Here is a 20,462-nt window from a genome sequence, read left to right as displayed (position 1 = left end):
GGCATTGACGATCCGTCCGGGGCTCGCACCCCCGTCCGGCCTGCCCGGTAACCTACCGACCGGCCGACCCCCGGGCAAGGGTTCGCCGTACCCCTGCGGGGGTATCCGCAGCCACCCGGCGCCGTACCGCCGCGACGGCGGGACGGCCGGGCGATGGGCCAGGATGGTGCGCATGACGGCGAAGCTGATCGACCTCACCCACCCGGTCACCACCGGGATGCCGGTCTACCCGGGCGACCCGGAGGTGGCGCTGCGGCCGGCCCTGACCACGGCCGCCGACGGGGTCAACGTGCTGGCGCTGCACCTCGGTTCGCAGTCCGGCACGCACGTGGACGCGCCGTACCACGTGGACGTCACCTGGCCGACGCTGGACGGACTGCCGCTGGCACTGTTCACCGGCCCGGCGGTGCTGGCCGACCTGCGCGGGCTGGAGCCGCGCAGCGGGGTGACGGCGGATCAGCTGGCCCCGGCGCTGGCCGACGCGGCCGAGGGCAGCGTGCTGCTGCTGGCCACCGGCTGGGCCCGGCACTGGGGCACCGACCACTACCTCGCCCACCCCCACCTCACCCCGGAGGCCGCCGAGGCGATCGTGGCCGCCGGCATCCGCTCGGTCGGCGTGGACGCGCTGAGCATCGACCTCACCCCCGATCCGGGCCCGGCCGACCCGGCGGTGGCGGAGCTGCTGACCGCCCTCACCGACGAGCACGACCCGACCCCGCCGCCCGGCACCCTGGCCGCCCACCGCGCGCTGCTCGGCGCCCCGGGCGGCGCGGTGCTCTGCGAGAACCTCACCGACCTCACCCCACTGCTGGAGGCCCGGGCGGCCGGCCTGCCGGTGGCGGTCTCGTTCTTCCCGATCCGCCTCACCGCCGCCGACGGAGCCCCGGTCCGGGCCATCGCCCGGCTGGGCTGACCGGGACGCGGGCGCGACGCCCGGCCGGGAGCCCGGCCTTCGGCAGGATGGACGCTCAGGGCGCGAGGAGGTGCGCGGGACGGGAAGGCCCCTCGCGCGCAACCGACCGTCCGTCAGCCGACCGCACGTGCCGGCTTCCCACCCCGCGCAGTTCTCCGCGCCCCCGAGCGCCTGCCCTTGCCGGACGTCGGGCCCGTGGTGTCCACCCGCCGACGAGCCCGAGCCGGCGGTTCGATCGGGCAGCGCCGGGCCGCCCGAACGGGCAGAGCGGCAGGCCGGGAGGGCGTCCGCACTGGTCGGCGGCGGGCGGTGGCGGACGGTCCGTCGACCCAACTGTCATGGTCTAGACCAACTTCCGTCACCGCCGCTACGCTCTCTGGTCATGGCAGAGATCATCGGAGTGATCGAGCGGCTGTGGCGCTACCCGGTCAAGTCGACCGGGGGCGAGCGGCTCGACTCCGTGGAGGTGGACGAGCGCGGGCTGGCCGGGGACCGGCTCTACGCGGTGCGGGACGCGAGCGGGAAGCTCGGGTCCGGGAAGTCCACCCGGAGGTTCCGCCGGATGGACGGGCTGCTCCGGCTCGGCTCGCGCCTGGGCACCCGGCTGACCGCGCCGGAGCTGCTCGATCCACTGGGCAAGCCGGTGGCCGATCCGGACGCCTTCCTCCGCGCCTACCTCCAACGGGACGACGTGGCACTGGCCCGGGAGGACACCGTCTCGCACTTCGACGCACTGCCGGTCAGCGTGCTGACCACCGCCACCCTGGACTGGCTGCGCGAGCAGCTGCCGCTCACCGCGGTGGACGAGCGCCGGTTCCGGCCGAACGTGCTGCTGCGCACCCCGCCCGGCACCGCCCCGTTCAGCGAGGACTCGTGGTTCGGCCGGTCGGCCGCCACCCCGACCGGGCTGGTGCTGGCCTTCGTCCGGGCCAGCGAACGGTGCGTCATGTCCGGGACCGCCCAACCCGGCCTGCCGCACGCGCCGGAGATCCTCAAGACCGTCACCCACCTGCACGACGGCCGGCTGGACGCGCTGGCCACGGTGGACCACCCGGGCCGGCTGCGGGTCGGCGACCGGCTCACCCTGCAGGCCTGACCGGCTCCGGCCGCCGCGAGCAGGGCCGACGTGGTGAGGGGCAAAGGGGAAGCCAACGGGGGCCGACGGAGTACCCGTCAGCCCCCGTCCGGTGCGGAGCAGTCGTGCAGGAGGCTCGGACCGATCAGCCCGACCCGATCAGCCCGACCCGATCATGCCCGTCCGATCAGCCCAGCCGGATCAGCCCGGCCCGGGCGGTGGCGGGCTTGAGGGTGGGCGTGCCGGCGAAGGACGCCTGGTAGCCACCGGAGAGCACGACGGTCAGCAGCGGCACCAGGCCGCTGCAGGTGGCGGTGCCGTGCGTGTTGGTGACGGCGGTGCAGACGGTGCTGCTGCCCACACTGAACCTGATGGTCCGTCCGGCCGCCGGGGTGTGCGCGGTGGTGTCGGTCAGGGTGGCGGAGAGGGTCAGGCCCACGCTCAGGCCACCCGCGCCGGCCGAGAACAGGGTGGGCGCGGCGCTGAGCGCCGTGGTGTGCGGGGCCTCGGGCTCGGTGACCACGGTGTAGGCGTACCGGGCGGCCGGGCCGGTGGCGCTGGTGCCGCTCGGGGTGGTGACCGTGACGTCCACCGTGCCGGTGCCGGCCGGGGCCACCGCCGTCAGCTGCTCGTCGGAGCCGACGGTGAACGAAGTCGCCTCGGTGGAGCCGAACTTGACCGAGCTTGCGCCCGCCAGGTTGGCGCCGTTCACGGTCACCGCGGTGCCGCCGGCCGCCGGGCCGGAGGCCGGCGAGATGCCGGTGACCACGGGGGCGGGCACTGGGGCCTGCGGCCGGACGAAGGCCAGGCCCCACGGGTCGGTGCCGACCGGGACGACGGCGGTCAGGGTGCGGGTGGCGGTGTCCACCACGGAGATCCGGTCACCGGGGAAGTCGGTGGCGTAGAGGGTGGCACCGCTCGGGTCGAGTGCGACGCCGCGCACCTTGCCGGCCGCCAGGCTGCCGCTGACGGTTCCGGTGGCGGTGTCCACCACGGTCAGGTTGGCCGCCGCGTTGAAGCTGCCGAGGTAGAGGCTGCCGCCGTCCGGCGAGAGCACCGCCGCGTTGGTGCCCGCGCCGACCGGCAGGGCGGAGACCACGGTGTTGGTGGCGGTGTCGATGGTGTTCAGGGTGGCGCTGCTGTAGCCGCCGACGTAGACCCGCGAGCCGTCCGGGCTGACCGCGACGGCCTCGGGGAACTGGGCCACCGGGATGGTGGCGGCCACCGTGTTGCCCGCCGTGGAGATCACCGAGACCGTGTTGGAGTCGGAGTCCGCGACGTAGACCCGGGAGCCGTCGGGGGTGACCGCCAGGCCGTACGGCTGGGAGCCGACCGGGACGGTGGCGGTGACGGCGTTGCTCGCCGTGGAGATCACCGAGACCGTGTTGCCGTTGAAGTCGGCCACGTAGACCCGGGAGCCGTCGGGGCTGACGGCGAGTCCGGTCGGGCCGTCGCCGACCGGGACGGTGGCGGTGACGGCGTTGGTCGCCGTGGAGATCACCGAGACCGTGTCCGAGCCGCTGGAGGCGACGTAGACCCGGCCGCCGTCCGGGGTGGCGACCACCGCGCGCGGAGCGTCGCCGACCGGGACGGTGGCCGTCACCGTGGCGGTGGCGGTGTCCACCACCGAGACGTCGTCGGTGCCGGCGTTGGCCACGTAGAGGTGGCCGGTGCCGGCCGCGACGGGCGGGGCCGCGTGCGCGGTGCCGACCGCGGTGAGGGTGGCGGCACCCGCCAGCGGGACGGTCAGCAGCAGGGCGGTGAGCCCCGCCGCCGGGCGGCGCAGGACAGCGGATATGGGCATGGGTGGTCTCTCTGCTCGGACGCCGCCCGGCACCGGCCGCCGGGCGTCCGGGGTCGGTGCGGTTCGGTGCGGTCGTCAACGGCGGTGGCCCACGAGGGAACTGACCGGGCCTCCGCTGGACGCCATCCGTTCTAGGCGGCCCGCGCCCGGCGCGTCCACGGAACGCCGAACTCCGCCCGGCCGTCACAGCTCCCCCACCGGCCGCGCACAGCTCCGCCACCGGTCCGCGCCGGTCCACCGGAGGGACACCGAGCAGCTCAGGAGGCGATGGCCGCCTCGTCGGCCACGCCGGCCACCGTGCTCGCAGCAGACGGCGCCCGCAGGAATTCCACCGGCGCGCGCCGTGCCGAACGCGCCGTGCGCCGGACCGTGCGCGGGGAACACCCGAACGATCACCGGCCGGGCGGCCGACCCGTGCCGGACCGCAGGGGTGCCCCCTCCGGGCTCAGTGCGCCCGGACCAGACAGAACGGGTGCCCGGCCGGATCGACGTAGACCCGCCACCCGGTCTCCACGTCCTTGCGGACCGCGCCGAGCGCCAGCACCTTCGCCTCCGCCTCGTCCAGGTCCGCCACCTCCACGTCCAGGTGGAGCTGCTGGGGATGGGCCGGGTCCGGCCACATCGGCGGGCGGTAGTCCTCCACCCGCTGGAAGCCCAGCACCGTGCCGTCCGGCAGGTGCACCGTCGACCACTCCTCGTCCAGCGACCAGCGCGGGTCGGGCCGGTCCAGCTCGCCGCCGAGCAGCTCGGCGTAGAAGTGGCCCAGTCCGGCCGGGTAGTGACAGTCCAGCACCACGCACTGCAGCTTGCCGATCATCATCCGCTCCTGACCCCGCTCGATGGACCTCCAGCATCCCGCCAGGCCCGGACGGAGGGCCACCCCGACACGGCGACGCGGTGGCAGGACGACCGGGCGTACCGGAATCACCACAGGTCACACGGGTGGAGACGGCCCGTCAGGTGGCGTAATGCCGCTGCAACGAAAAACCCGCCGGTACGGCCCTATGGTTCTGGCGAACCGACCCCCAGCCTCCGGAGCACCACGATGAGCAGCGAGAACGCCACCCGACCGGCCGGCCGGCGGCTGCGTGCCGACCGGGCCCGGCAGGTGGCCGACGTGCTGCGCCGCCAGGTGCTGGACGGCCGGGAGGCGGCCCGCTCGCTGCCGCACGAGGACCGGCTGGCCGAGGAGTTCGGCGCCTCCCGGAACACCGTCCGGGAGGCCCTGGACCTGCTCCGCGAGGAGGGCCTGATCCGCCGGGTGCCGGGCTCCGGCACGCTGGTGGTGGCGGAGAAGGTGCCGCACGGCCTGAACCGGCTGGAGGGCCTGGCCGAGACGATGCACGAGCACGGCGAAGTGGTCAACGAGGTACGGGCGTTCGGCCCGGTCCGGGCCCCCGGCCCGGTGGCCCGCCGGTTCGGGCTGCCGGACGGCGCCGAGGTGGTCTACGTGGAGCGGCTGCGACGGCTGAACGGGCTGCCGCTCTCGCTCGACCTCACCTACCTGGCCCCGGACATCGGCGCGGAGCTGGACGCCGCCGACCTGGCCGGGCAGGACCTCTTCCGGCTGATCGAGGAGGTGGCCGGCCAGCCGCTCGGCCGGGCCGACATCACCCTGGAGGCGGTCAACGCCGACCCGCACTCCGCCACCGTGCTCGAAGTCCCGCGCGGGGCCGCCCTGCTGATGCTGGAGCGGCTGACCACGCTGGCCGACGGCCGCCCCGTCGACCTGGAGTACGTCCGCTTCCGGGGCGACCGGCTCACCATGCGCGGGCAGCTGCTCCGCGACCTCCCCTGACCTTCCCCTTCACCCCGGACCCGCACCCCTTCGAGAGGGACACCCCCATGGCACTCGCCGACCACCGCTCCGACGTGCCCGTGACCATCGACGCCTCGCTCTGCATCGAGGGCTGCACGCTCTGCGTGGAGATGTGCCCGCTGGACTCGCTGGCCATCGACCAGGAGAACGGCAAGGCGTACATGCACGTGGACGAGTGCTGGTACTGCGGCCCGTGCGCCGCCCGCTGCCCCACCGGCGCGGTCACCGTCAACATGCCCTATCTGCTCCGATAGTTGAGGATCGCCAGACCATGAGAGCACGCACCGGCGCCCTGCTGGCCGCCGCGACGCTGACCGCCGCCACCGCCTGCTCCTCGGCCGGGGCGGCCGGGGAGGGCGGCACCGTCCAGGTGGTGGTGGGCTACCAGTCCAAGACCATCAACACCGTCACGGCGGGCACCCTGCTGCGCGCCCAGGGGTACTTCGAGCAGCGCCTCGCCGAGCTGGGGAAGCAGAACGGCCGGACGTACCGGGTGACGTGGCAGGACTACGACTCCGGCGCCCCGATCACCGCGCAGATGCTGGCCGACAAGACCGACATCGGCTCGATGGGCGACTACCCGCTGCTGATCAACGGCTCCCGGGCCCAGGAGGCCGGCGGGCCCGGCACCCGACTGGTCTCGGTGACCGGCTACAACCTGCTCGGCGCCCTCAACTCGGTGGTGGTGCCGAAGGATTCACCCGCCCACACGCTGGCCGACCTGAAGGGGAGGAAGGTCTCCACCTCGGTCGGCTCGGCCGCCGACGGCACCCTGGTGCAGGCGCTGCGCAAGGCCGGGGTGCCGGACGACGGGATCCAGAAGCAGAACCAGCAGCCCGCCGTCGGCGCCTCCGCCCTCAAGGCGGGCAGCGTGGACGCGCTGGCCCAGTTCGTCGCCTGGCCCGGCGCGGTGGTCTTCGCCGGGGACGCGAAGCTGCTCTACGACGGGGCGGCGCTGGCCAGGCCCACCCTGCACGGGGTGGTGGTCCGGCAGAAGTTCGGCGCCGAGCGGCCCGAGGTGGTGAACGCCTTCCTGACCGCCCAGCAGGACGCGACGAAGTACCTCAACGAGCAGCCGCTGGCGGCCAGCCGCAAGGTGGCCGAGGCCACCGGCCTGCCCGCCGAGGTGGTGCACCTCTACAACGGCCCGAACGGCATCGCCACCTTCGGCACCGAGCTGCGGCCCGAGCTGCTCACCGCGCTGCGCGAGGATGTGCCCTTCCTGAAGTCGGTCGGCGTGCTCAAGGCTCTCGACCTGGACGCCTTCGTCGACCCGTCCTACCTGGCGAAGGCCGCGCTGCCCGCCGTCCCGCCGTCCCGGATCACCGGCACCGACGAGCTCTGCGGCCGGCCGGTCACCGACCCGGCGCTGGCCGGTGAACTCTGGCTGGAGGGCGAGGAGTCCACCCGCCCGGCCGCCGATCCGGGCTGCCTGCTGAAGGCCGTGAAGGCCGCCGAGGCCGGCGGGAAGAAGGTCCGGGCCGCCTACGTCCCGGACGCGGCGACCGGCACCCGCTGGTTCGCCGACCACGACCTCTGGGTCCGGGACGGGGAGCGGCTGCTGCCGTTCACCACCGAGGACGGGGCGAAGGCGTACCTGGCCGCCCACCCCGGCGCCGGGCCGCTCTCCTACCGGGAAGCCCTGGCCGCCTCATGACCCGGCGCCTGGTGCGGCTGGCCGCGCTGCTCGGCGCGGTCGGGCTCTGGCAGCTGCTGACGGCGCAGCACGTCCGGCTCTGGGTGCGCTTCGACCACCTGCCGACGGCCGTCCAGGTCTGGCACGCCTTCGGCCTGCGGCTGGGCACCGAGGAGTACTGGCAGGACCTGACGGAGAGTCTGCGCCGGATCGGCACCGGCTTCCTGCTGGCCGGGCTGCTCGGGGTGGCCGCCGGAGTGCTCACCGCCCGCTCCCGCTGGGCCGCCGACCTGCTCGGCCCGGTGCTGGAGGTGGTCCGGCCGGTGCCGGCCATCGCCCTGGTGCCGGTCGCCATCATGCTCTTCCCCGAGAACGAGCAGGGCATCGTGGCGATCACCTTCGCCGCCGCCTTCTTCCCCGTCACGGTGGCCACCCGGCACGCGGTGCGGGCGGTGCCGCCGCTCTGGGAGGAGGCCGTCCGCACCATGGGCGGCGGGCGCGGCCGGGTGCTGTGGAGCGTGGTGCTCCCGGCCGCCCTGCCCGGGGTGGTCGGCGGGCTCTCGGTCGGTCTCGGGGTGTCCTGGATCTGCGTGATCTCGGCCGAGATGATCTCCGGTCAGTTCGGCGTCGGCTACCGCACCTGGCAGGCGTACACCGTGCTCGACTACCCCGGCGTGTTCGTCGGGATCGCCACCATCGGCCTGCTCGGCTGGCTCACCTCCGGCGCGGTCGAGCTGCTCGGCCGCCGGCTGACCGGCTGGCTGCCGCCGCGCCCCGGAGGTGCCGGATGAGCCTGCGACTGACCGCCCGGGGGCTCTCCCTCGGACACCCCGGCCACCCGGTGATCGAGGGCCTCGACCTCGACGTCGCCCCCGGTGAGCTGCTCACCGTGCTGGGCGCCTCCGGCTGCGGCAAGTCCACCCTGCTGCGCGCGCTGGCCGGCCTGCTGCCGCCCACCGGCGGCGAGCTGCTGGCCGACGGCGAGCCGCTGCGCGGCCCGTCCGCCGAGCGGGCCCTGGTCTTCCAGGAGGACGGCCTGCTGCCCTGGCGCACCGCCCGGCGCAACGTCGAACTCCCGCTGGCCATCGCCGGGTCGCCCCGCTCCGAGCGGCGGGCCCCGGCCCTCGGCTGGCTGGAACGGGTCGGCCTGGCCGGCCACGGCGACCGGCTGCCCCGGCAGTTGTCCGGCGGCCAGCGTCAACGCGTCCAGCTGGCACGGGCGTTGGCGGGCTCTCCGAAGGCGCTGCTGATGGACGAGCCGTTCGGCGCGCTGGACGCGCAGAACCGGCAGGCCATGCAGCAACTCCTGCTCACCGTCCGGGAGAAGGAGGGCTGCACGGTGGTCTTCGTCACCCACGACGTGGACGAGGCCCTGCTGCTCGGCGACCGGGTCGCGGTGCTCGGCGAGGGCCGGCTGCTGGCCCTGCACGAGGTACCCCGGCCGGATGCCGCCCGCCCGGAGCTGCGCGACCACCTGCTCGCCTCCCTCTCCTGAACTCCCCTCCCCCGAAAGGCGATCGACCCATGCAGACCCCCGCCCTGACCGAGGCCCGCCGCCTGGAGTGCGACGTGCTGGTGATCGGCGGCGGCACCGCCGGCTCGATGGCCGCGATCAGCGCCGCCGAGGCGGGTGCCTCCGTGCTGCTGCTGGAGAAGGCGCACGTGCGGCACTCCGGCGCGCTGGCCATGGGCATGGACGGCGTCAACAACGCCGTCGTCCCCGGCCGGGCCGAGCCGGACGACTACGTCGCCGAGATCACCCGGGCCAACGAAGGCATCGTGGACCAGCGGACGGTCCGTCAGACCGCCACCCGGGGCTTCGCCATGGTGCAGCGGCTGGAGGGGTACGGGGTCAAGTTCGAGAAGGACGAGTACGGCGAGTACCAGGTCCGCCAGGTGCACCGCAGCGGCTCGTACGTGCTGCCGATGCCGGAGGGCAAGGACGTCAAGAAGGTGCTCTACCGGGTGCTGCGCGAGCGCCGGATGCGCGAGCGGATCACCATCGAGAACCGGGTGATGCCGGTCCGGGTGCTCACCGCCGGCGGGCGGGCGGTCGGCGCCGCCGCCTTCGACACCCGCAGCGGGGAGTTCGTCACCGTCTCGGCCGGCGCGGTGGTGCTGGCCACCGGCCCGTGCGGCCGGCTCGGGCTGCCCAGCAGCGGCTACCTGTACGGCACCTACGAGAACCCGACCAACGCCGGGGACGGCTACGCGATGGCCTACCACGCGGGCGCCGAGCTGAGCGGGATCGAGTGCTTCCAGATCAACCCGCTGATCAAGGACTACAACGGGCCCGCCTGCGCCTACGTGGCCAACCCGTTCGGCGGCTACCAGGTGAACCGGCACGGCGAGCGCTTCGTCGACTCCGACTACTGGTCCGGGCAGATGATGGCCGAGTTCGCCGCCGAGGTGGCCTCCGACCGGGGCCCGGTCTACCTGCGCACCACCCACCTGCCGGAGGAGACCGTGCAGGCCCTGGAGTCCATCCTGCACACCACCGAGCGGCCCACCCGGGGCACCTTCCACGCCGGGCGCGGCCACGACTACCGCACCCACGACATCGAGATGCACATCTCCGAGATCGGCCTGTGCGGCGGCCACTCGGCCAGCGGGGTGTGGGTGGACGAGAACGCCGCCACCACCGTGCCCGGGCTCTACGCGGCGGGCGACCTGGCCTGCGTGCCGCACAACTACATGATCGGCGCCTTCGTCTTCGGCGACCTGGCCGGAGCCCACGCCGCCGCCCATCTGCCGTCCGCCCGGGCCCCGCTCCCGCCCGACCAGGTGGCCGCCGCCCACGAGCTGATCTACCGTCCGCTGCGGAACCCGGACGGGCCGCCGCAGCCGCAGGTGGAGTACAAGCTCCGACGCTTCGTCAACGACTACGTGGCGCCGCCGAAGACCGGGGCCCGGCTGTCGGTCGCGCTGGAGCACTTCGAGCGGATGCGCGGCGAGGTGGCCGGGATCGGCGCCCGCACCCCGCACGAGCTGATGCGGGCCGTCGAGGTGGACTTCATCCGGGACTGCGCCGAGATGGCCGCCCGCTCCTCGCTGGCCCGCACCGAGAGCCGCTGGGGCCTCTACCACTCCCGGGTCGACCACCCCGGCCGGGACGACGAGCGCTGGTTCAGCCACCTCAACCTGCGGAAGACCGACGCCGGGGCGATGGAGTTCCTGACCCGGCCGGTCGCGCCGTACCTGGTCCCGGTGGACGGCCTCGAACCGCCCGCGCTGCCCGTCACCGTGCTCGGCGAGGTCCACCCGATCCCGGTCGGCCGCACCGGAGGGACCGTCAGTTCGGCCGCCCCCGTCGTGCCGACCGCCCCCACCTCCCCGCAGCTGCGCGCGCTCCTCCTCCTCGACGAGCCCACCCTCCCCGAGCTCCTCCGCTACCTGCGCGACCCGGCCCCCGAGGTCCGCCGCACCGCCGTCGCGCTCACCACCGAGCACCCCTCGGCCGGCACCGGGGCCGAGCTCGCCCGCACCCTGGCCGATGCCGACGAGTCCGTCCGGGCCGCCGCCGTGGCCGCCCTGCGCGAGCTGCTCCCGGTCCTCACCGCCGCCCTCGGCCCGGCGCTGCTCCCGCACGCGGCCTCCCCCGACCCGGTGGTGCGGGCGGGCGTGCTCGAACTCTCCCGCGCCCTGCACACCGGCGAACTCCCGCTCTACGCCTCCGCGCGCACCGACACCGCCGTCCCGGTCCGCCTCCAGGCCGTCCACGGCCTGGTCTCCCTGGACGCCGCCCCGGCCCTGCTCCCGTTCGCCGCCGACCCCGCCCGCGAGGTCCGGGTCGCCGCCGCCGAGGGCCTCGGCACCGTCGCCTCCCCGGTCGCCGTCCCCACCCTCACCACCCTGGCCACCGACCCCGACCCGCTGGTCCGCGCCGCCGCCTTCCAGGCCGCCGCCGCCCTCGGCTGCCCCGAACCCCTGCTCACCCTCGCCACCACCCCCGACCCGGCCTGGCAGGTCCGCAAGACCGCCGCCACCGCCCTCGGCTCCGCCACCGCCCTGGACGCCCTGCTCCCCCTCCTCACCGACCCCGAGCCCGACGTCCGCAAGTCCGCCGTCCGCGCGGCGGCCCCACACGCGGCCGCCCTGTCCGGAGCCCTGCGGGAGCGTCTCGCCGACTCCGACGCCGACGTCCGCGCTTATGCGCGCTTGGCCCTCAAGAAGGTGTAGTACGCGTAGTACGCTGGCTGCATGGAGATCTCAAGCGAAGTTCCGGCGCGCGAGCTCAACCAGCAGACCGCCCAGATCCTGGCCCGGGTCGAGGCCGGCGAGACGGTCACCGTGACCAAGAACGGCCGGCCGGTGGCCGTACTGCGCCCGTACGGCACCGACGACCCTCCGGCCTACGGCTTCCGCACCGACCCGATGGGCGACGATCCGTACTTCCAGGAGCCGCCGCCCATCGAGTTCGAGCCGATGGGCGCGGACGAGCAGGACGCGTTGATGCGGCGGGGGTTCGGCCTTGACTGAACGCGCGGTCGCCATCGCCGACACGTCCGGGCTGCTCGCGTACTTCAACCCCCGCGACCCGCACCACGAGCGGTGCCGACTGGCGCTCCGTCAGCTCGGCCACCTGGTCGTCCCGCCGTTCGTGCTGGCCGAGCTGGACTACCTGCTGACCGCTCGGGCCGGCAGCGCGGCGGCGCAGACGGCCCTCGGGCACATCTCGCAGGGCGTCCTGCGCTCCCGCTTCGAGGTGCCCGAGGTGGGCGCCCATCTGCCGGCCGCCCGAGCCGTCATGCAGACGTACCCCGACATCGGTCTGACCGACGCCATGAACGTGGTGCTGGCACGGGAGTTCCGCACCGCCTCACTGCTGACCCTCGACGAGAAGCACTTCCGGATGGTGCGTCCGCTCACCGCGCACCCCGCCTTCGACCTGCTCCCCGTCGATCTCTGAGCAACGCCCGTCAGAGCTTCAGCCCCCGCAGGACCAGGTCCAGCAGGGCGAAGACGAACAGCGAGATGCCGACGAAGCCGTTGGTGGTGAAGAAGGCGCGGTTCAGCTTCGAGAGGTCGTGCGGCTTGACGATGGTGTGCTCGTAGACGAAGGCGCCGGCCACCACCACCAGGCCGACCCAGAAGGCCGGGCCGGCGTCGGTGCGCAGGGCGAACCAGATCAGCAGGCCGAGGGTGACGGCGTGGCAGATCCGGGCGCCGTACAGGGCGGCCGGGACGCCGAAGCGGGCCGGGACGGAGCGGACGCCCTCGGCGCGGTCGGCCGTCACGTCCTGGGTGGCGAAGATCAGGTCGAAGCCGCCGATCCAGATGCCGACGGCGAGGCCGAGCACGACCGCGTCCCAGGACCAGCTGCCGGTGACGGCCAGCCAGGCGCCGATCGGGCCCATCGCCTGGGCCAGGCCGAGGATGGCGTGCGGGAAGTCGGTGAAGCGCTTGCCGTACGGGTAGACCACCATCGGGACCACCGCGACCGGGGCCAGCGCCAGGCAGAGCGGGTTGAGCAGGGCGGCCGAGCCGAGGAAGACCAGCAGGGCGATCGCCGAGCCGACGTACGCGGTGCGCATCGAGACGGCGCCGGTGACCAGCTCGCGGTTGGCGGTGCGCGGGTTCCGGGCGTCGATCTCGCGGTCGATGATCCGGTTCGCGGCCATCGCGAAGGTCCGCAGGCCGACCATGCAGATGGTGACCAGGACCAGGGCGCCCCAGTGCATCCGCTGGTCGGTGAGGTACATCGCGGTGAAGGCGGCGATGTAGGCGAACGGCAGGGCGAAGACCGAGTGCTCGATCAGCACCAGGTTGAGGAAGGCCCGGAGCCGGCCCGGCTCGGGGGCGGCGGCGACGGAGGTCACAGGCCGTACTCCTTCCAGCGGCGGTCCACCAGGGCGGCGGTGGCCGGGTCGGAGCTGACCATCTCGGGCCAGCCGCCGTCCCGGGTGTAGCCCTCCTCGGGCAGCTTGCGGGTGGCGTCGATGCCCGCCTTGCCGCCCCAGAACTGCTGGTACGAGGCGTGGTCCAGGTGGTCGACCGGCCCCTCGACCACGCTCAGGTCGCGGCTGTAGTCGACGTTCCCGAGCGCCCGCCAGGCGACCTCCTGGTAGTCGTGCACGTCACAGTCGGCGTCCACCACGACGATCAGCTTGGTCAGCGACATCATGTGGGCGCCCCAGATGGCGTGCATCACCTTCTGGGCGTGCTTGGGGTACTTCTTGTCGATCGAGACGATCACGCAGTTGTGGAAACCACCCGCCTCGGGGAGGTCGTAGTCCACGATGTCCGGAATGATGATCTTGAGCAGCGGCAGGAAGAACCGCTCGGTGAACTTGCCCAGCGGCCCGTCCTCGGTCGGCGGCCGGCCGACCACGATGGACTGCAGCAGCGGGCGCCGGCGCATCGTCACGCAGTCGATGGTGAGCGCCGGGAACGGCTCCTGCGGGGTGTAGAAGCCGGTGTGGTCGCCGAACGGGCCCTCGGGCAGCATCTCGCCGGGCTCCAGCCAACCCTCCAGCACCACCTCGGCGTTGGCCGGCACCTGGAGCGGCACGGTCTTGCAGTCCACCATCTCGATCCGCTTGCCGGAGACGAAGCCGGCGAACAGGTACTCGTCGATGTCCCCGGGCAGCGGCGCGGTGGAGGCGTACGTCACGGCCGGCGGGCAGCCGAAGGCGATCGCCACCGGCAGCCGCTCACCGCGCTTGGCGGCCTTCGCGTAGTGGTTGCGGCTGTCCTTGTGGATCTGCCAGTGCATGCCGATGGTGCGCTTGTCGTGGCGCTGGAGGCGGTAGAGGCCGAGGTTGCGGACGCCGGTCTCCGGGTCCTTGGTGTGGGTCAGGCCGAGGTTGAAGAAGGAGCCGCCGTCCAGCGGCCAGGTGAAGAGCGCGGGCAGCTGGTCGAGGTCGACCTGATCGCCCGTCAGCACCACCTCCTGCACGGGGGCGTCGCCGGACTTCACGGTCCTCGGCGGCACGTGCGCCATCGAGGCCAGCTTGCCGAAGGCGTCCCGGAAACCGGTGAAGCCCTGCGGCAGCTCGGGCTTGAGCAGCCCGGCGATCTTCTCGGAGATCTCCTCCGGGCCCTTCAGGCCGAGCGCCTTGGAGAGCCGGCGCTCGGTGCCGAAGACGTTCATCGCCAGCGGCATCGAGGCGCCCTTGACGTTCTCGAACAGCAGCGCGGGGCCCTTGGCCTTCTGCACCCGGTCGACGATCTCACCGACCTCCAGGTGGGGATCGACCTCGGTCTTGATCCGCTTGAGGTCGCCCTCCCGCTCGAGGGCCCGGAGAAACGAACGGAGATCGTCGTATGCCATGTGGGCCAGTATCCGATACTGGCTAGTCTGGCCACGCCAAGAGGGCCCCGTCCGCCGCTCCCGGGGAGAGAACGCACCGTGTTGAGGATCCTGCCGCCACTGCTCGTACTCGCCCTGTGGATCTGGGCGTTCATCGACTGCCTGACCACTCCGGAGGAGGAGGTCAAGCACATGCCCAAGGTGATCTGGGTCATCGTCGTGCTGCTCTTCCCGCTGCTGGGCTCGATCGCCTGGCTGGCGATCGGCAAGCAGCGCGGCGTGCCCCGCCCGGCCCGGGCCGGCTACGCGCCGGTGGCCCCGGATGACAACCCCGAGTTCCTGGCCTCGCTGAAGAAGCAGCAGGACGACCGGGACACCGACCACCTGAAGCAGTGGGAGGCCGACCTGCGCCGCCGGGAGCAGGAGCTGCGGGACAGGGACCGCAAGGACCGTCCCGAGCAGGACTGACCCGGACTGACCTGGAGCGACGCCGTCCCGGGCGGAGCACTTTGGTGCATCCCTACGAGGCACCGGCCCCCGCTTCACCTGTCGGCAACCTTCCGGCAACAAGCCGCCGAACCGGCCCTGACCTGGCCTTTCCCCCACGCCCCAGGCGGACTCCAGAGAACCTCGAACGGCCCGACCCGATACTGGGTCGGGCCGTTTCCTGTGCACCCCTGACAGCTTCTGGCGCTCGACCTTGTACGGAATCGACGCCGAGACGGACCCGTGATCCCTCGTAGTGTCGTAGGTGAAGAAGTGTTCGCAGTGATCGGCCCGCCCACAGCGGCCCCGTAGCCGGACAGTTCCCCCAGACTTGGAGTGGTTCGAGATGACGGTTGTGCCCGAGGCTCCTGCCGGTGGCCAGGACATCGAGACCCCGGCGGACGCCCGGGGCCGGGTGGCGGAACTGCACGCGCTGCGCGCCCAGGTGCTGGCCGGCCCGAGCGAGAAGGCGACCGAGGCCCAGCACGCCAAGGGCAAGCTGACGGCCCGTGAGCGGATCGAGCTGCTGCTGGACGAGGGCTCCTTCCACGAGGTCGAGCCGCTGCGCCGGCACCGCGCCACCGGCTTCGGCCTGGAGGACAAGAAGCCGCACACCGACGGCGTCATCGTCGGCTGGGGCACCGTCCACGGCCGCACCGTCTTCACCTACGCCCACGACTTCCGGATCTTCGGCGGCGCGCTCGGCGAGGCGCACGCGCAGAAGATCCACAAGATCATGGACATGGCCATCGCGGCCGGTGCCCCGCTGGTCTCGCTCAACGACGGCGCCGGCGCCCGCATCCAGGAGGGCGTCACCGCGCTGGCCGGCTACGGCGGCATCTTCCAGCGCAACACCCGGGCCTCCGGTGTGATCCCGCAGATCTCGGTGATGCTCGGCCCGTGCGCCGGCGGCGCGGCCTACTCCCCCGCGCTGACCGACTTCGTCTTCATGGTCCGCGAGACCTCGCAGATGTTCATCACCGGCCCCGACGTGGTGCAGGCGGTGACCGGCGAGAAGATCTCGCAGAACGGCCTCGGCGGCGCCGACGTGCACTCCGCCGTCTCCGGCGTCTCGCACTTCGCCTACGACGACGAGCAGAGCTGCATCGAGGAAGTGCGCTTCCTGCTCTCCCTGCTGCCGCAGAACAACCGCGAGATGCCCCCGGTGGCGCCCAACGACGACCCGGTGGAGCGCCGCAACGAGTCGCTGCTCGACCTGGTGCCGGCCGACGGCAACCGCCCCTACGACATGCGCAAGGTGATCGAGGAGATCGTCGACCACGGCGAGTTCCTGGAGGTCCACGAGCGCTGGGCGACCAACGTGCTCTGCGTGCTGGCCCGGATCGACGGCCACGTCACCGGCATCATCGCCAACCAGCCGCAGTCGCTGGCCGGCGTGCTGGACATCAACGCCAGCGAGAAGGCCGCGCGCTTCGTCCAGATGTGCGACGCCTTCAACATCCCGCTGGTCACCATGCTCGACGTCCCCGGCTTCCTGCCCGGCGTCGACCAGGAGCACGACGGCATCATCCGGCACGGCGCCAAGCTCCTCTACGCCTACTGCAACGCCACCGTGCCGCGCATCCAGCTGATCCTGCGCAAGGCCTACGGCGGCGCCTACATCGTGATGGACTCCCGCTCCATCGGTGCGGACCTGTCCTACGCCTGGCCGACCAACGAGATCGCCGTGATGGGCGCCGAGGGCGCGGCCAACGTGATCTTCCGCCGCGACATCAACGGAGCCGAGGACCCCGAGGCGATGCGCGCGCACAAGATCAAGGAGTACAAGAGCGAGCTGATGCACCCGTACTACGCGGCCGAACGCGGCCTGGTGGACGACGTCATCGACCCCGCCGAGACCCGCACCGTGCTGGCCTCCGCACTCGCCATGCTCCGCACCAAGCACGCCGACCTGCCCAGCCGCAAGCACGGCAACCCGCCGATGTAACAAGGCGTTTCACCGCTCACAACCCACCAGACACACCGCCGGGGGAGAAAAGAACCCATGAGCACCGAACCGCTCGTCCGCATCGTCCGCGGCCAGCTCTCCGACGAGGAGCTCGCCGCCCTCACCGCCGTCCTCATCGCCCGCGCGGCCGCCGTCCAGGCCGCCGCCGCGGCCGCCCCGGCGATCGAGCCGATCGCGACCTGGTCGCGCATCGAGCGCCGCCCGGCCTACTTCTCGCCGGTCAGCTGGCAGCAGGCGGCCTGACGCACCCTCACCGGGCCCCGGCCCCGTCGTAGCACACCAGTGCTGGCGGGCGCCGGGGCTTCGGCGTGCCCTCACCCGGACCGGTGAACCCCCCTCGGACCGGGCCGTCCCACCTGCCAGGCTGGGTCCATTCGTGGACGCACCGGAGTGGAGGGAGCCGCGTGGTGACAGCGAGCGGACCCGGGAACGGGAAGCCGGCCGACCGGGGCGCGGAGGCGGTCCACCTGCTGGCCGGGGTGGTCGACGTGGGGCTGGAGCAGGCCGAGGGCCTGTTCCGCCGGCTGCGCGGCACGCTGGGCCGCTCCGACCTCGACGGGCTGCTGACGGACGGTCAGGAGGACCTGCGGGCCCGGGGCGAGCTGCTGCTCGGCCGCCTGGCCACCGGCTCCGAGCCGCACATGGAGGCCGTCGCCCGCCGCTCGGCGGCCCACCGGAAGGCCGCCGGGGGTGGCTGAGGAAGCGCCCGGCACGGCCGCCTGGGACGGTGGGCTGAAGGCCCGGGTGGACGGGGCGCTGCACGCCTTCGTCGCCGGGGAGACCGCCCTGCTGACCGCCATCGACCCCGAACTGAAGCCGGTCTCCGAGCAGTTGACCGCCGCCGTGGCCGACGGCAAGCGGCTCCGGGCGGCGTTCGCCTACTGGGGCTGGCGGGCGGCCGGCCAGCCCGACAGCGAGGCCATGGTGCGGGCCGCCACCGCGATGGAGCTGGTGCACGCGGCGGCCGTGGTGCACGACGACCTGATCGACGACAGCCCGGTCCGCCGGGGCCTGCCCACCGCCCACCTGGCACTCCGCCGGGCCGCCCCGGCGGGGCCCGGCCGGGAGGCCGCCGGGCGCGCCCTGGCCATGCTGGTCGGCGACCTGCTGACCGCCTGGTCCGGCCAGCTGTTCGCCGCCTGCGGCCTGCCGGCTGGCTACCTCTCCCGGGCCCGGCCGCTCTGGGCCACCCTGGCCCGGGAGTTGATCGCCGGCGAGTGCCTGGAGGTGCTGCGCACCCGGGCCGGCGCCGCCTCCGAGGCCGGCTCGCTGGAGATCGTCCGCTACAAGACCGCCAAGTACACCGTCGAGCACCCGCTGCACCTCGGCGCCCTGCTCGGCGGCGCACCGCCGGAGCTGCTGACCGCGCTCAGCGCGTACGGACTGCCGCTCGGCGAGGCGTTCCAGCTCCGGGACGACCTGCTCGGCGTGTTCGGCGATCCGGACCGCACCGGCAAGTCCAACCTGGACGACCTGGCCGGCGCCAAGCCCACCGCCCTGCTGGCCGTCGCCCTGGACCGCTCCGGCCCCGCCGACCGGGCCCGGCTGCGGCAGCTGCTGGAGCAGCCCGGTCCCGGCGAACTGACCGAGCTGCGCGCCCTGTTGGAGCGCTCGGGCGCCCGGGCCCGGGTCGAGGAGCTGATCGCCGAACGCACCGCCGCCGCCCGCCGGGCGCTGACCGCCGCCCGGTTGCCGGCCCCGACCACCGCCGCCCTGGACGGCCTGATCGGCGCCGCCACCGCGCGGACCGCCTGACCTCACTGACCTCCCTGACCTCCCCGACCCCGTGTCGAGTCGATTCGAGGACCCACGATGACGTACACCCCCGAACGGATGGACGCCCTGCGCCTGCTCGGCGACCCGCTCGCCGACTCCGTGGTCGCGGCGCTCTTCGAGCGTGGCGAGGTGGGCAAGTTCAACACCCTGATGCGGTGGTTCGCGCAGAGCGGGCAGCCGCTGCCGGACGACGTGCCGGAGGAGGCCCGGGCCTACCTGGAGGCGACGTCGGTGCCGCCCTCCTGGGTGGACTGGGACCAGATGGAGCGGGCCCGGCTGTTCTTCGTCGACAACAACGTGCACATCTCCACCGCGCTCTCCTTCGCCTCGATGCCCGCCTGCTACGTGGTGCCGCACATCGCCAGGCTGCTGAGCGCGACCCACTCGCTGGCCTACCCGTCCAAGCGGATGGCCGAGACCGGGCAGTTCACCCTCTACCTGATGCGGCCCGACGCCTTCGAGGCCGGCGGGCGCTTCCTGCCGGCCGCCCAGAAGGTCCGGCTGCTGCACGCCTCGATCCGGCACCACCTGCGGCGGGAGGGGCGGTGGGACGAGGCGGCGCTCGGGGTGCCGATCTGCCAGGAGGACATGATCGGGGGTCAGATGATGTTCTCCGTGCAGGTGCTGGACGCCCTGCACCGGATGGGCATCCACATGTCCCAGGAGGGCGCCGAGGCGTACTTCTACGCCTGGCGGGTGGTCGGGGCGATCCTCGGCATCGAGCTCGACGCGATGCCGGCCGACCTGGAGCAGGCCCGGGAGTTCTCCGACCGGTACATGGCCCGGCACATGGGGCCCTCCGAGGAGGGCGTGCTGCTGACCCGTCAGCTGATCGACCTCTACGAGGAGGTGGTGCCCGGGACGCTCTTCGACCCGGTGGTGGCCGCCCTGATCCGCTTCCTGATCGGCGACACCTCGGCCGACTGGCTCCAGGTGCCCCGCTCCCCCTGGGACCGCGCCGTCACCCTGGCCCCCGCCCTGCTCGGCGTCCTGGAACGGATCGAGGACGCCTCCCCGCTCGGCGCCTGGGCCCTGGACCGCCTCGGCGACCTCACCACCCGCTTCGAGCTCAGCTCCCTCACCCGGGGCCGGGTCATGCAGTACGCCATCCCCGAGGACCTCAAGCCCGCCTACGGCGTCACCTCGACCAAGCCCCGCACCGACCCCTGGATCCCCCCGGGCCTGGCCGTCTGACCCCCGCACCCCCCGGCCTCGGACCGCCCTCCGGGCGCCTGGGACCACCCGGAGGGCGGTCAGGGGCGCGGGGAACTGCGCGCAGGGGAACACAACGACCCGCGTGCCGGGTACGGACACTCACCTGCAAGTGAATCCCCGTACCCGACACACTGGTCAGTGTTCTTCCGACTCGCGCAGTTCCCCGCGCCCCTGACTACCCTCCGGGCAGCCCGGGCACGAGCCCACCGTCCAAGAAGCAGCCTGACCGCGAAGCAACTCCCAAGGAACAGCCCAGACGCCTGGGACCGCCCGGAGGGCGGTCAGGGGCGCGGGGAACTGCGCCCAGGGGAACACAACAACCCGCGTGCCGGGCACGGACACTCACCTGCAAGTGAACCCCCGTACCCGACACACAGGTCAGTGTCCTTCCGACTCGCGCAGTTCCCCGCGCCCCTGACTGCCCTACGGGCAGCCCGGGCACGAGCCCACCGACCAAGAAGCAGCCCGACCACGGAGCAACTCCCAGGAAACAGCCCGAGCGCCTGGGACCGCCCCG

General features: G+C 73.3%; 20 protein-coding genes. 16 read left to right on the top strand and 4 right to left on the bottom strand.

What is annotated here, in order from left to right; genetic code table 11:
- Positions 1 to 172 precede the first annotated feature (172 nt).
- Together ACIRBX_RS09755 and ACIRBX_RS09750 are read left to right on the top strand one after the other, a co-directional pair.
- Positions 173 to 913, top strand: coding sequence for a cyclase family protein (locus ACIRBX_RS09755; RefSeq protein WP_402295034.1), 741 nt, complete (start codon positions 173 to 175; stop codon positions 911 to 913).
- A gap of 382 nt (positions 914 to 1,295) precedes the next feature.
- Positions 1,296 to 2,009, top strand: a complete 714-nt coding sequence (locus ACIRBX_RS09750) for an MOSC domain-containing protein (protein ID WP_402295033.1) — start codon at positions 1,296 to 1,298, stop codon at positions 2,007 to 2,009.
- 166 nt (positions 2,010 to 2,175) lie between these two features.
- Here the strand turns inward: ACIRBX_RS09750 and ACIRBX_RS09745 are convergent, their stop codons facing one another.
- A complete protein-coding gene (locus tag ACIRBX_RS09745) occupies positions 2,176 to 3,792 on the bottom strand; it encodes a beta-propeller fold lactonase family protein (protein ID WP_402295032.1) in 1,617 nt (538 codons plus the stop codon).
- A gap of 445 nt (positions 3,793 to 4,237) precedes the next feature.
- On the bottom strand, positions 4,238 to 4,609 hold the full coding sequence (locus ACIRBX_RS09740; RefSeq protein ID WP_402295030.1) for a VOC family protein: 372 nt from the start codon (positions 4,607 to 4,609) through the stop codon (positions 4,238 to 4,240).
- Between the two features lie 228 nt (positions 4,610 to 4,837).
- Here ACIRBX_RS09740 and ACIRBX_RS09735 point away from each other — a divergent pair, with 228 nt between their 5' ends.
- From ACIRBX_RS09735 to ACIRBX_RS09700, 8 genes are read left to right on the top strand one after another with little or no spacing between them, the layout of a single operon-like run.
- Positions 4,838 to 5,590: a GntR family transcriptional regulator gene (locus ACIRBX_RS09735; protein WP_402295028.1), complete on the top strand. Its 753-nt coding sequence runs from the start codon at positions 4,838 to 4,840 to the stop codon at positions 5,588 to 5,590.
- Between the two features lie 47 nt (positions 5,591 to 5,637).
- Complete coding sequence (locus tag ACIRBX_RS09730; RefSeq protein ID WP_345278921.1) at positions 5,638 to 5,865, top strand: ferredoxin family protein; 228 nt, start codon at positions 5,638 to 5,640, stop codon at positions 5,863 to 5,865.
- Positions 5,866 to 5,882: 17 nt separating this feature from the next.
- Positions 5,883 to 7,268, top strand: coding sequence for an ABC transporter substrate-binding protein (locus ACIRBX_RS09725; protein WP_402295027.1), 1,386 nt, complete (start codon positions 5,883 to 5,885; stop codon positions 7,266 to 7,268).
- Positions 7,265 to 8,038, top strand: coding sequence for an ABC transporter permease (locus ACIRBX_RS09720; RefSeq protein WP_402295025.1), 774 nt, complete (start codon positions 7,265 to 7,267; stop codon positions 8,036 to 8,038). Before ACIRBX_RS09725 ends, ACIRBX_RS09720 begins: the two co-directional genes overlap by 4 nt.
- The gene (locus ACIRBX_RS09715) at positions 8,035 to 8,742 is read left to right on the top strand and encodes an ABC transporter ATP-binding protein (RefSeq protein WP_402295023.1); all 708 of its coding nucleotides are present in this window, start codon (positions 8,035 to 8,037) and stop codon (positions 8,740 to 8,742) included. The genes ACIRBX_RS09720 and ACIRBX_RS09715 overlap by 4 nt, the downstream gene beginning before the upstream one ends.
- A gap of 29 nt (positions 8,743 to 8,771) precedes the next feature.
- Complete coding sequence (locus ACIRBX_RS09710) at positions 8,772 to 11,426, top strand: fumarate reductase/succinate dehydrogenase flavoprotein subunit (protein WP_402295021.1); 2,655 nt, start codon at positions 8,772 to 8,774, stop codon at positions 11,424 to 11,426.
- 21 nt (positions 11,427 to 11,447) lie between these two features.
- The gene (locus ACIRBX_RS09705) at positions 11,448 to 11,726 is read left to right on the top strand and encodes a type II toxin-antitoxin system Phd/YefM family antitoxin (RefSeq protein WP_402295020.1); all 279 of its coding nucleotides are present in this window, start codon (positions 11,448 to 11,450) and stop codon (positions 11,724 to 11,726) included.
- Positions 11,719 to 12,156 carry a PIN domain-containing protein gene (locus ACIRBX_RS09700; RefSeq protein WP_402295018.1) on the top strand — a complete coding sequence of 146 codons (438 nt, stop codon included), beginning with the start codon at positions 11,719 to 11,721 and terminating at the stop codon, positions 12,154 to 12,156. Before ACIRBX_RS09705 ends, ACIRBX_RS09700 begins: the two co-directional genes overlap by 8 nt.
- A 10-nt stretch (positions 12,157 to 12,166) precedes the next feature.
- Here ACIRBX_RS09700 and mqnP read toward each other — a convergent pair whose 3' ends face one another.
- Both mqnP and ACIRBX_RS09690 read right to left on the bottom strand, forming a co-directional pair.
- Positions 12,167 to 13,066, bottom strand: coding sequence for a menaquinone biosynthesis prenyltransferase MqnP (gene mqnP / locus ACIRBX_RS09695; protein ID WP_402295017.1), 900 nt, complete (start codon positions 13,064 to 13,066; stop codon positions 12,167 to 12,169).
- Complete coding sequence (locus ACIRBX_RS09690; protein ID WP_402295016.1) at positions 13,063 to 14,520, bottom strand: menaquinone biosynthesis decarboxylase; 1,458 nt, start codon at positions 14,518 to 14,520, stop codon at positions 13,063 to 13,065. The genes mqnP and ACIRBX_RS09690 overlap by 4 nt, the downstream gene beginning before the upstream one ends.
- Before the next feature lie 78 nt (positions 14,521 to 14,598).
- On the opposite strand from ACIRBX_RS09690, the gene ACIRBX_RS09685 reads away from it, so the two are divergent.
- The 6 genes from ACIRBX_RS09685 (at position 14,599) to ACIRBX_RS09660 (ending at position 19,924) form a co-directional block, all read left to right on the top strand.
- Entirely contained in the window at positions 14,599 to 14,967 is a 369-nt protein-coding gene (locus ACIRBX_RS09685; protein ID WP_402295014.1) for a PLD nuclease N-terminal domain-containing protein, read from the top strand.
- Positions 14,968 to 15,331: 364 nt separating this feature from the next.
- Complete coding sequence (locus ACIRBX_RS09680) at positions 15,332 to 16,933, top strand: acyl-CoA carboxylase subunit beta (protein WP_402295013.1); 1,602 nt, start codon at positions 15,332 to 15,334, stop codon at positions 16,931 to 16,933.
- Positions 16,934 to 16,990: 57 nt separating this feature from the next.
- Positions 16,991 to 17,197, top strand: coding sequence for an acyl-CoA carboxylase subunit epsilon (locus ACIRBX_RS09675; protein ID WP_402295012.1), 207 nt, complete (start codon positions 16,991 to 16,993; stop codon positions 17,195 to 17,197).
- A gap of 164 nt (positions 17,198 to 17,361) precedes the next feature.
- Positions 17,362 to 17,652: a hypothetical protein gene (locus tag ACIRBX_RS09670; RefSeq protein WP_402295011.1), complete on the top strand. Its 291-nt coding sequence runs from the start codon at positions 17,362 to 17,364 to the stop codon at positions 17,650 to 17,652.
- Positions 17,645 to 18,709: a polyprenyl synthetase family protein gene (locus tag ACIRBX_RS09665; RefSeq protein WP_402295009.1), complete on the top strand. Its 1,065-nt coding sequence runs from the start codon at positions 17,645 to 17,647 to the stop codon at positions 18,707 to 18,709. The genes ACIRBX_RS09670 and ACIRBX_RS09665 overlap by 8 nt, the downstream gene beginning before the upstream one ends.
- Before the next feature lie 57 nt (positions 18,710 to 18,766).
- Entirely contained in the window at positions 18,767 to 19,924 is a 1,158-nt protein-coding gene (locus tag ACIRBX_RS09660; RefSeq protein WP_402295007.1) for an oxygenase MpaB family protein, read from the top strand.
- The last annotated feature ends 538 nt before the right edge of the window (positions 19,925 to 20,462 follow it).

The sequence above is a fragment of the Kitasatospora sp. NPDC096147 genome (assembly GCF_044763225.1).
Taxonomy (GTDB): domain Bacteria; phylum Actinomycetota; class Actinomycetes; order Streptomycetales; family Streptomycetaceae; genus Kitasatospora.
This window is presented reverse-complemented; position numbering and strand designations above follow the sequence as displayed.

What these genes read in the sequence shown, in the direction of transcription:
- ACIRBX_RS09710 (WP_402295021.1), top strand. Translation starts at nt 8,772, where the DNA reads ATGCAGACCCCCGCCCTGACCGAGGCCCGCCGCCTGGAGTGCGACGTG.
- ACIRBX_RS09705 (WP_402295020.1), top strand. Translation starts at nt 11,448, where the DNA reads ATGGAGATCTCAAGCGAAGTTCCGGCGCGCGAGCTCAACCAGCAGACC.
- ACIRBX_RS09750 (WP_402295033.1), top strand. Translation starts at nt 1,296, where the DNA reads ATGGCAGAGATCATCGGAGTGATCGAGCGGCTGTGGCGCTACCCGGTC.
- ACIRBX_RS09735 (WP_402295028.1), top strand. Translation starts at nt 4,838, where the DNA reads ATGAGCAGCGAGAACGCCACCCGACCGGCCGGCCGGCGGCTGCGTGCC.
- ACIRBX_RS09740 (WP_402295030.1), bottom strand. Translation starts at nt 4,609, where the DNA reads ATGATCGGCAAGCTGCAGTGCGTGGTGCTGGACTGTCACTACCCGGCC.
- ACIRBX_RS09680 (WP_402295013.1), top strand. Translation starts at nt 15,332, where the DNA reads ATGACGGTTGTGCCCGAGGCTCCTGCCGGTGGCCAGGACATCGAGACC.
- ACIRBX_RS09720 (WP_402295025.1), top strand. Translation starts at nt 7,265, where the DNA reads ATGACCCGGCGCCTGGTGCGGCTGGCCGCGCTGCTCGGCGCGGTCGGG.
- ACIRBX_RS09725 (WP_402295027.1), top strand. Translation starts at nt 5,883, where the DNA reads ATGAGAGCACGCACCGGCGCCCTGCTGGCCGCCGCGACGCTGACCGCC.
- ACIRBX_RS09715 (WP_402295023.1), top strand. Translation starts at nt 8,035, where the DNA reads ATGAGCCTGCGACTGACCGCCCGGGGGCTCTCCCTCGGACACCCCGGC.
- ACIRBX_RS09745 (WP_402295032.1), bottom strand. Translation starts at nt 3,792, where the DNA reads ATGCCCATATCCGCTGTCCTGCGCCGCCCGGCGGCGGGGCTCACCGCC.
- ACIRBX_RS09730 (WP_345278921.1), top strand. Translation starts at nt 5,638, where the DNA reads ATGGCACTCGCCGACCACCGCTCCGACGTGCCCGTGACCATCGACGCC.
- ACIRBX_RS09660 (WP_402295007.1), top strand. Translation starts at nt 18,767, where the DNA reads ATGACGTACACCCCCGAACGGATGGACGCCCTGCGCCTGCTCGGCGAC.
- ACIRBX_RS09690 (WP_402295016.1), bottom strand. Translation starts at nt 14,520, where the DNA reads ATGGCATACGACGATCTCCGTTCGTTTCTCCGGGCCCTCGAGCGGGAG.
- ACIRBX_RS09675 (WP_402295012.1), top strand. Translation starts at nt 16,991, where the DNA reads ATGAGCACCGAACCGCTCGTCCGCATCGTCCGCGGCCAGCTCTCCGAC.
- ACIRBX_RS09755 (WP_402295034.1), top strand. Translation starts at nt 173, where the DNA reads ATGACGGCGAAGCTGATCGACCTCACCCACCCGGTCACCACCGGGATG.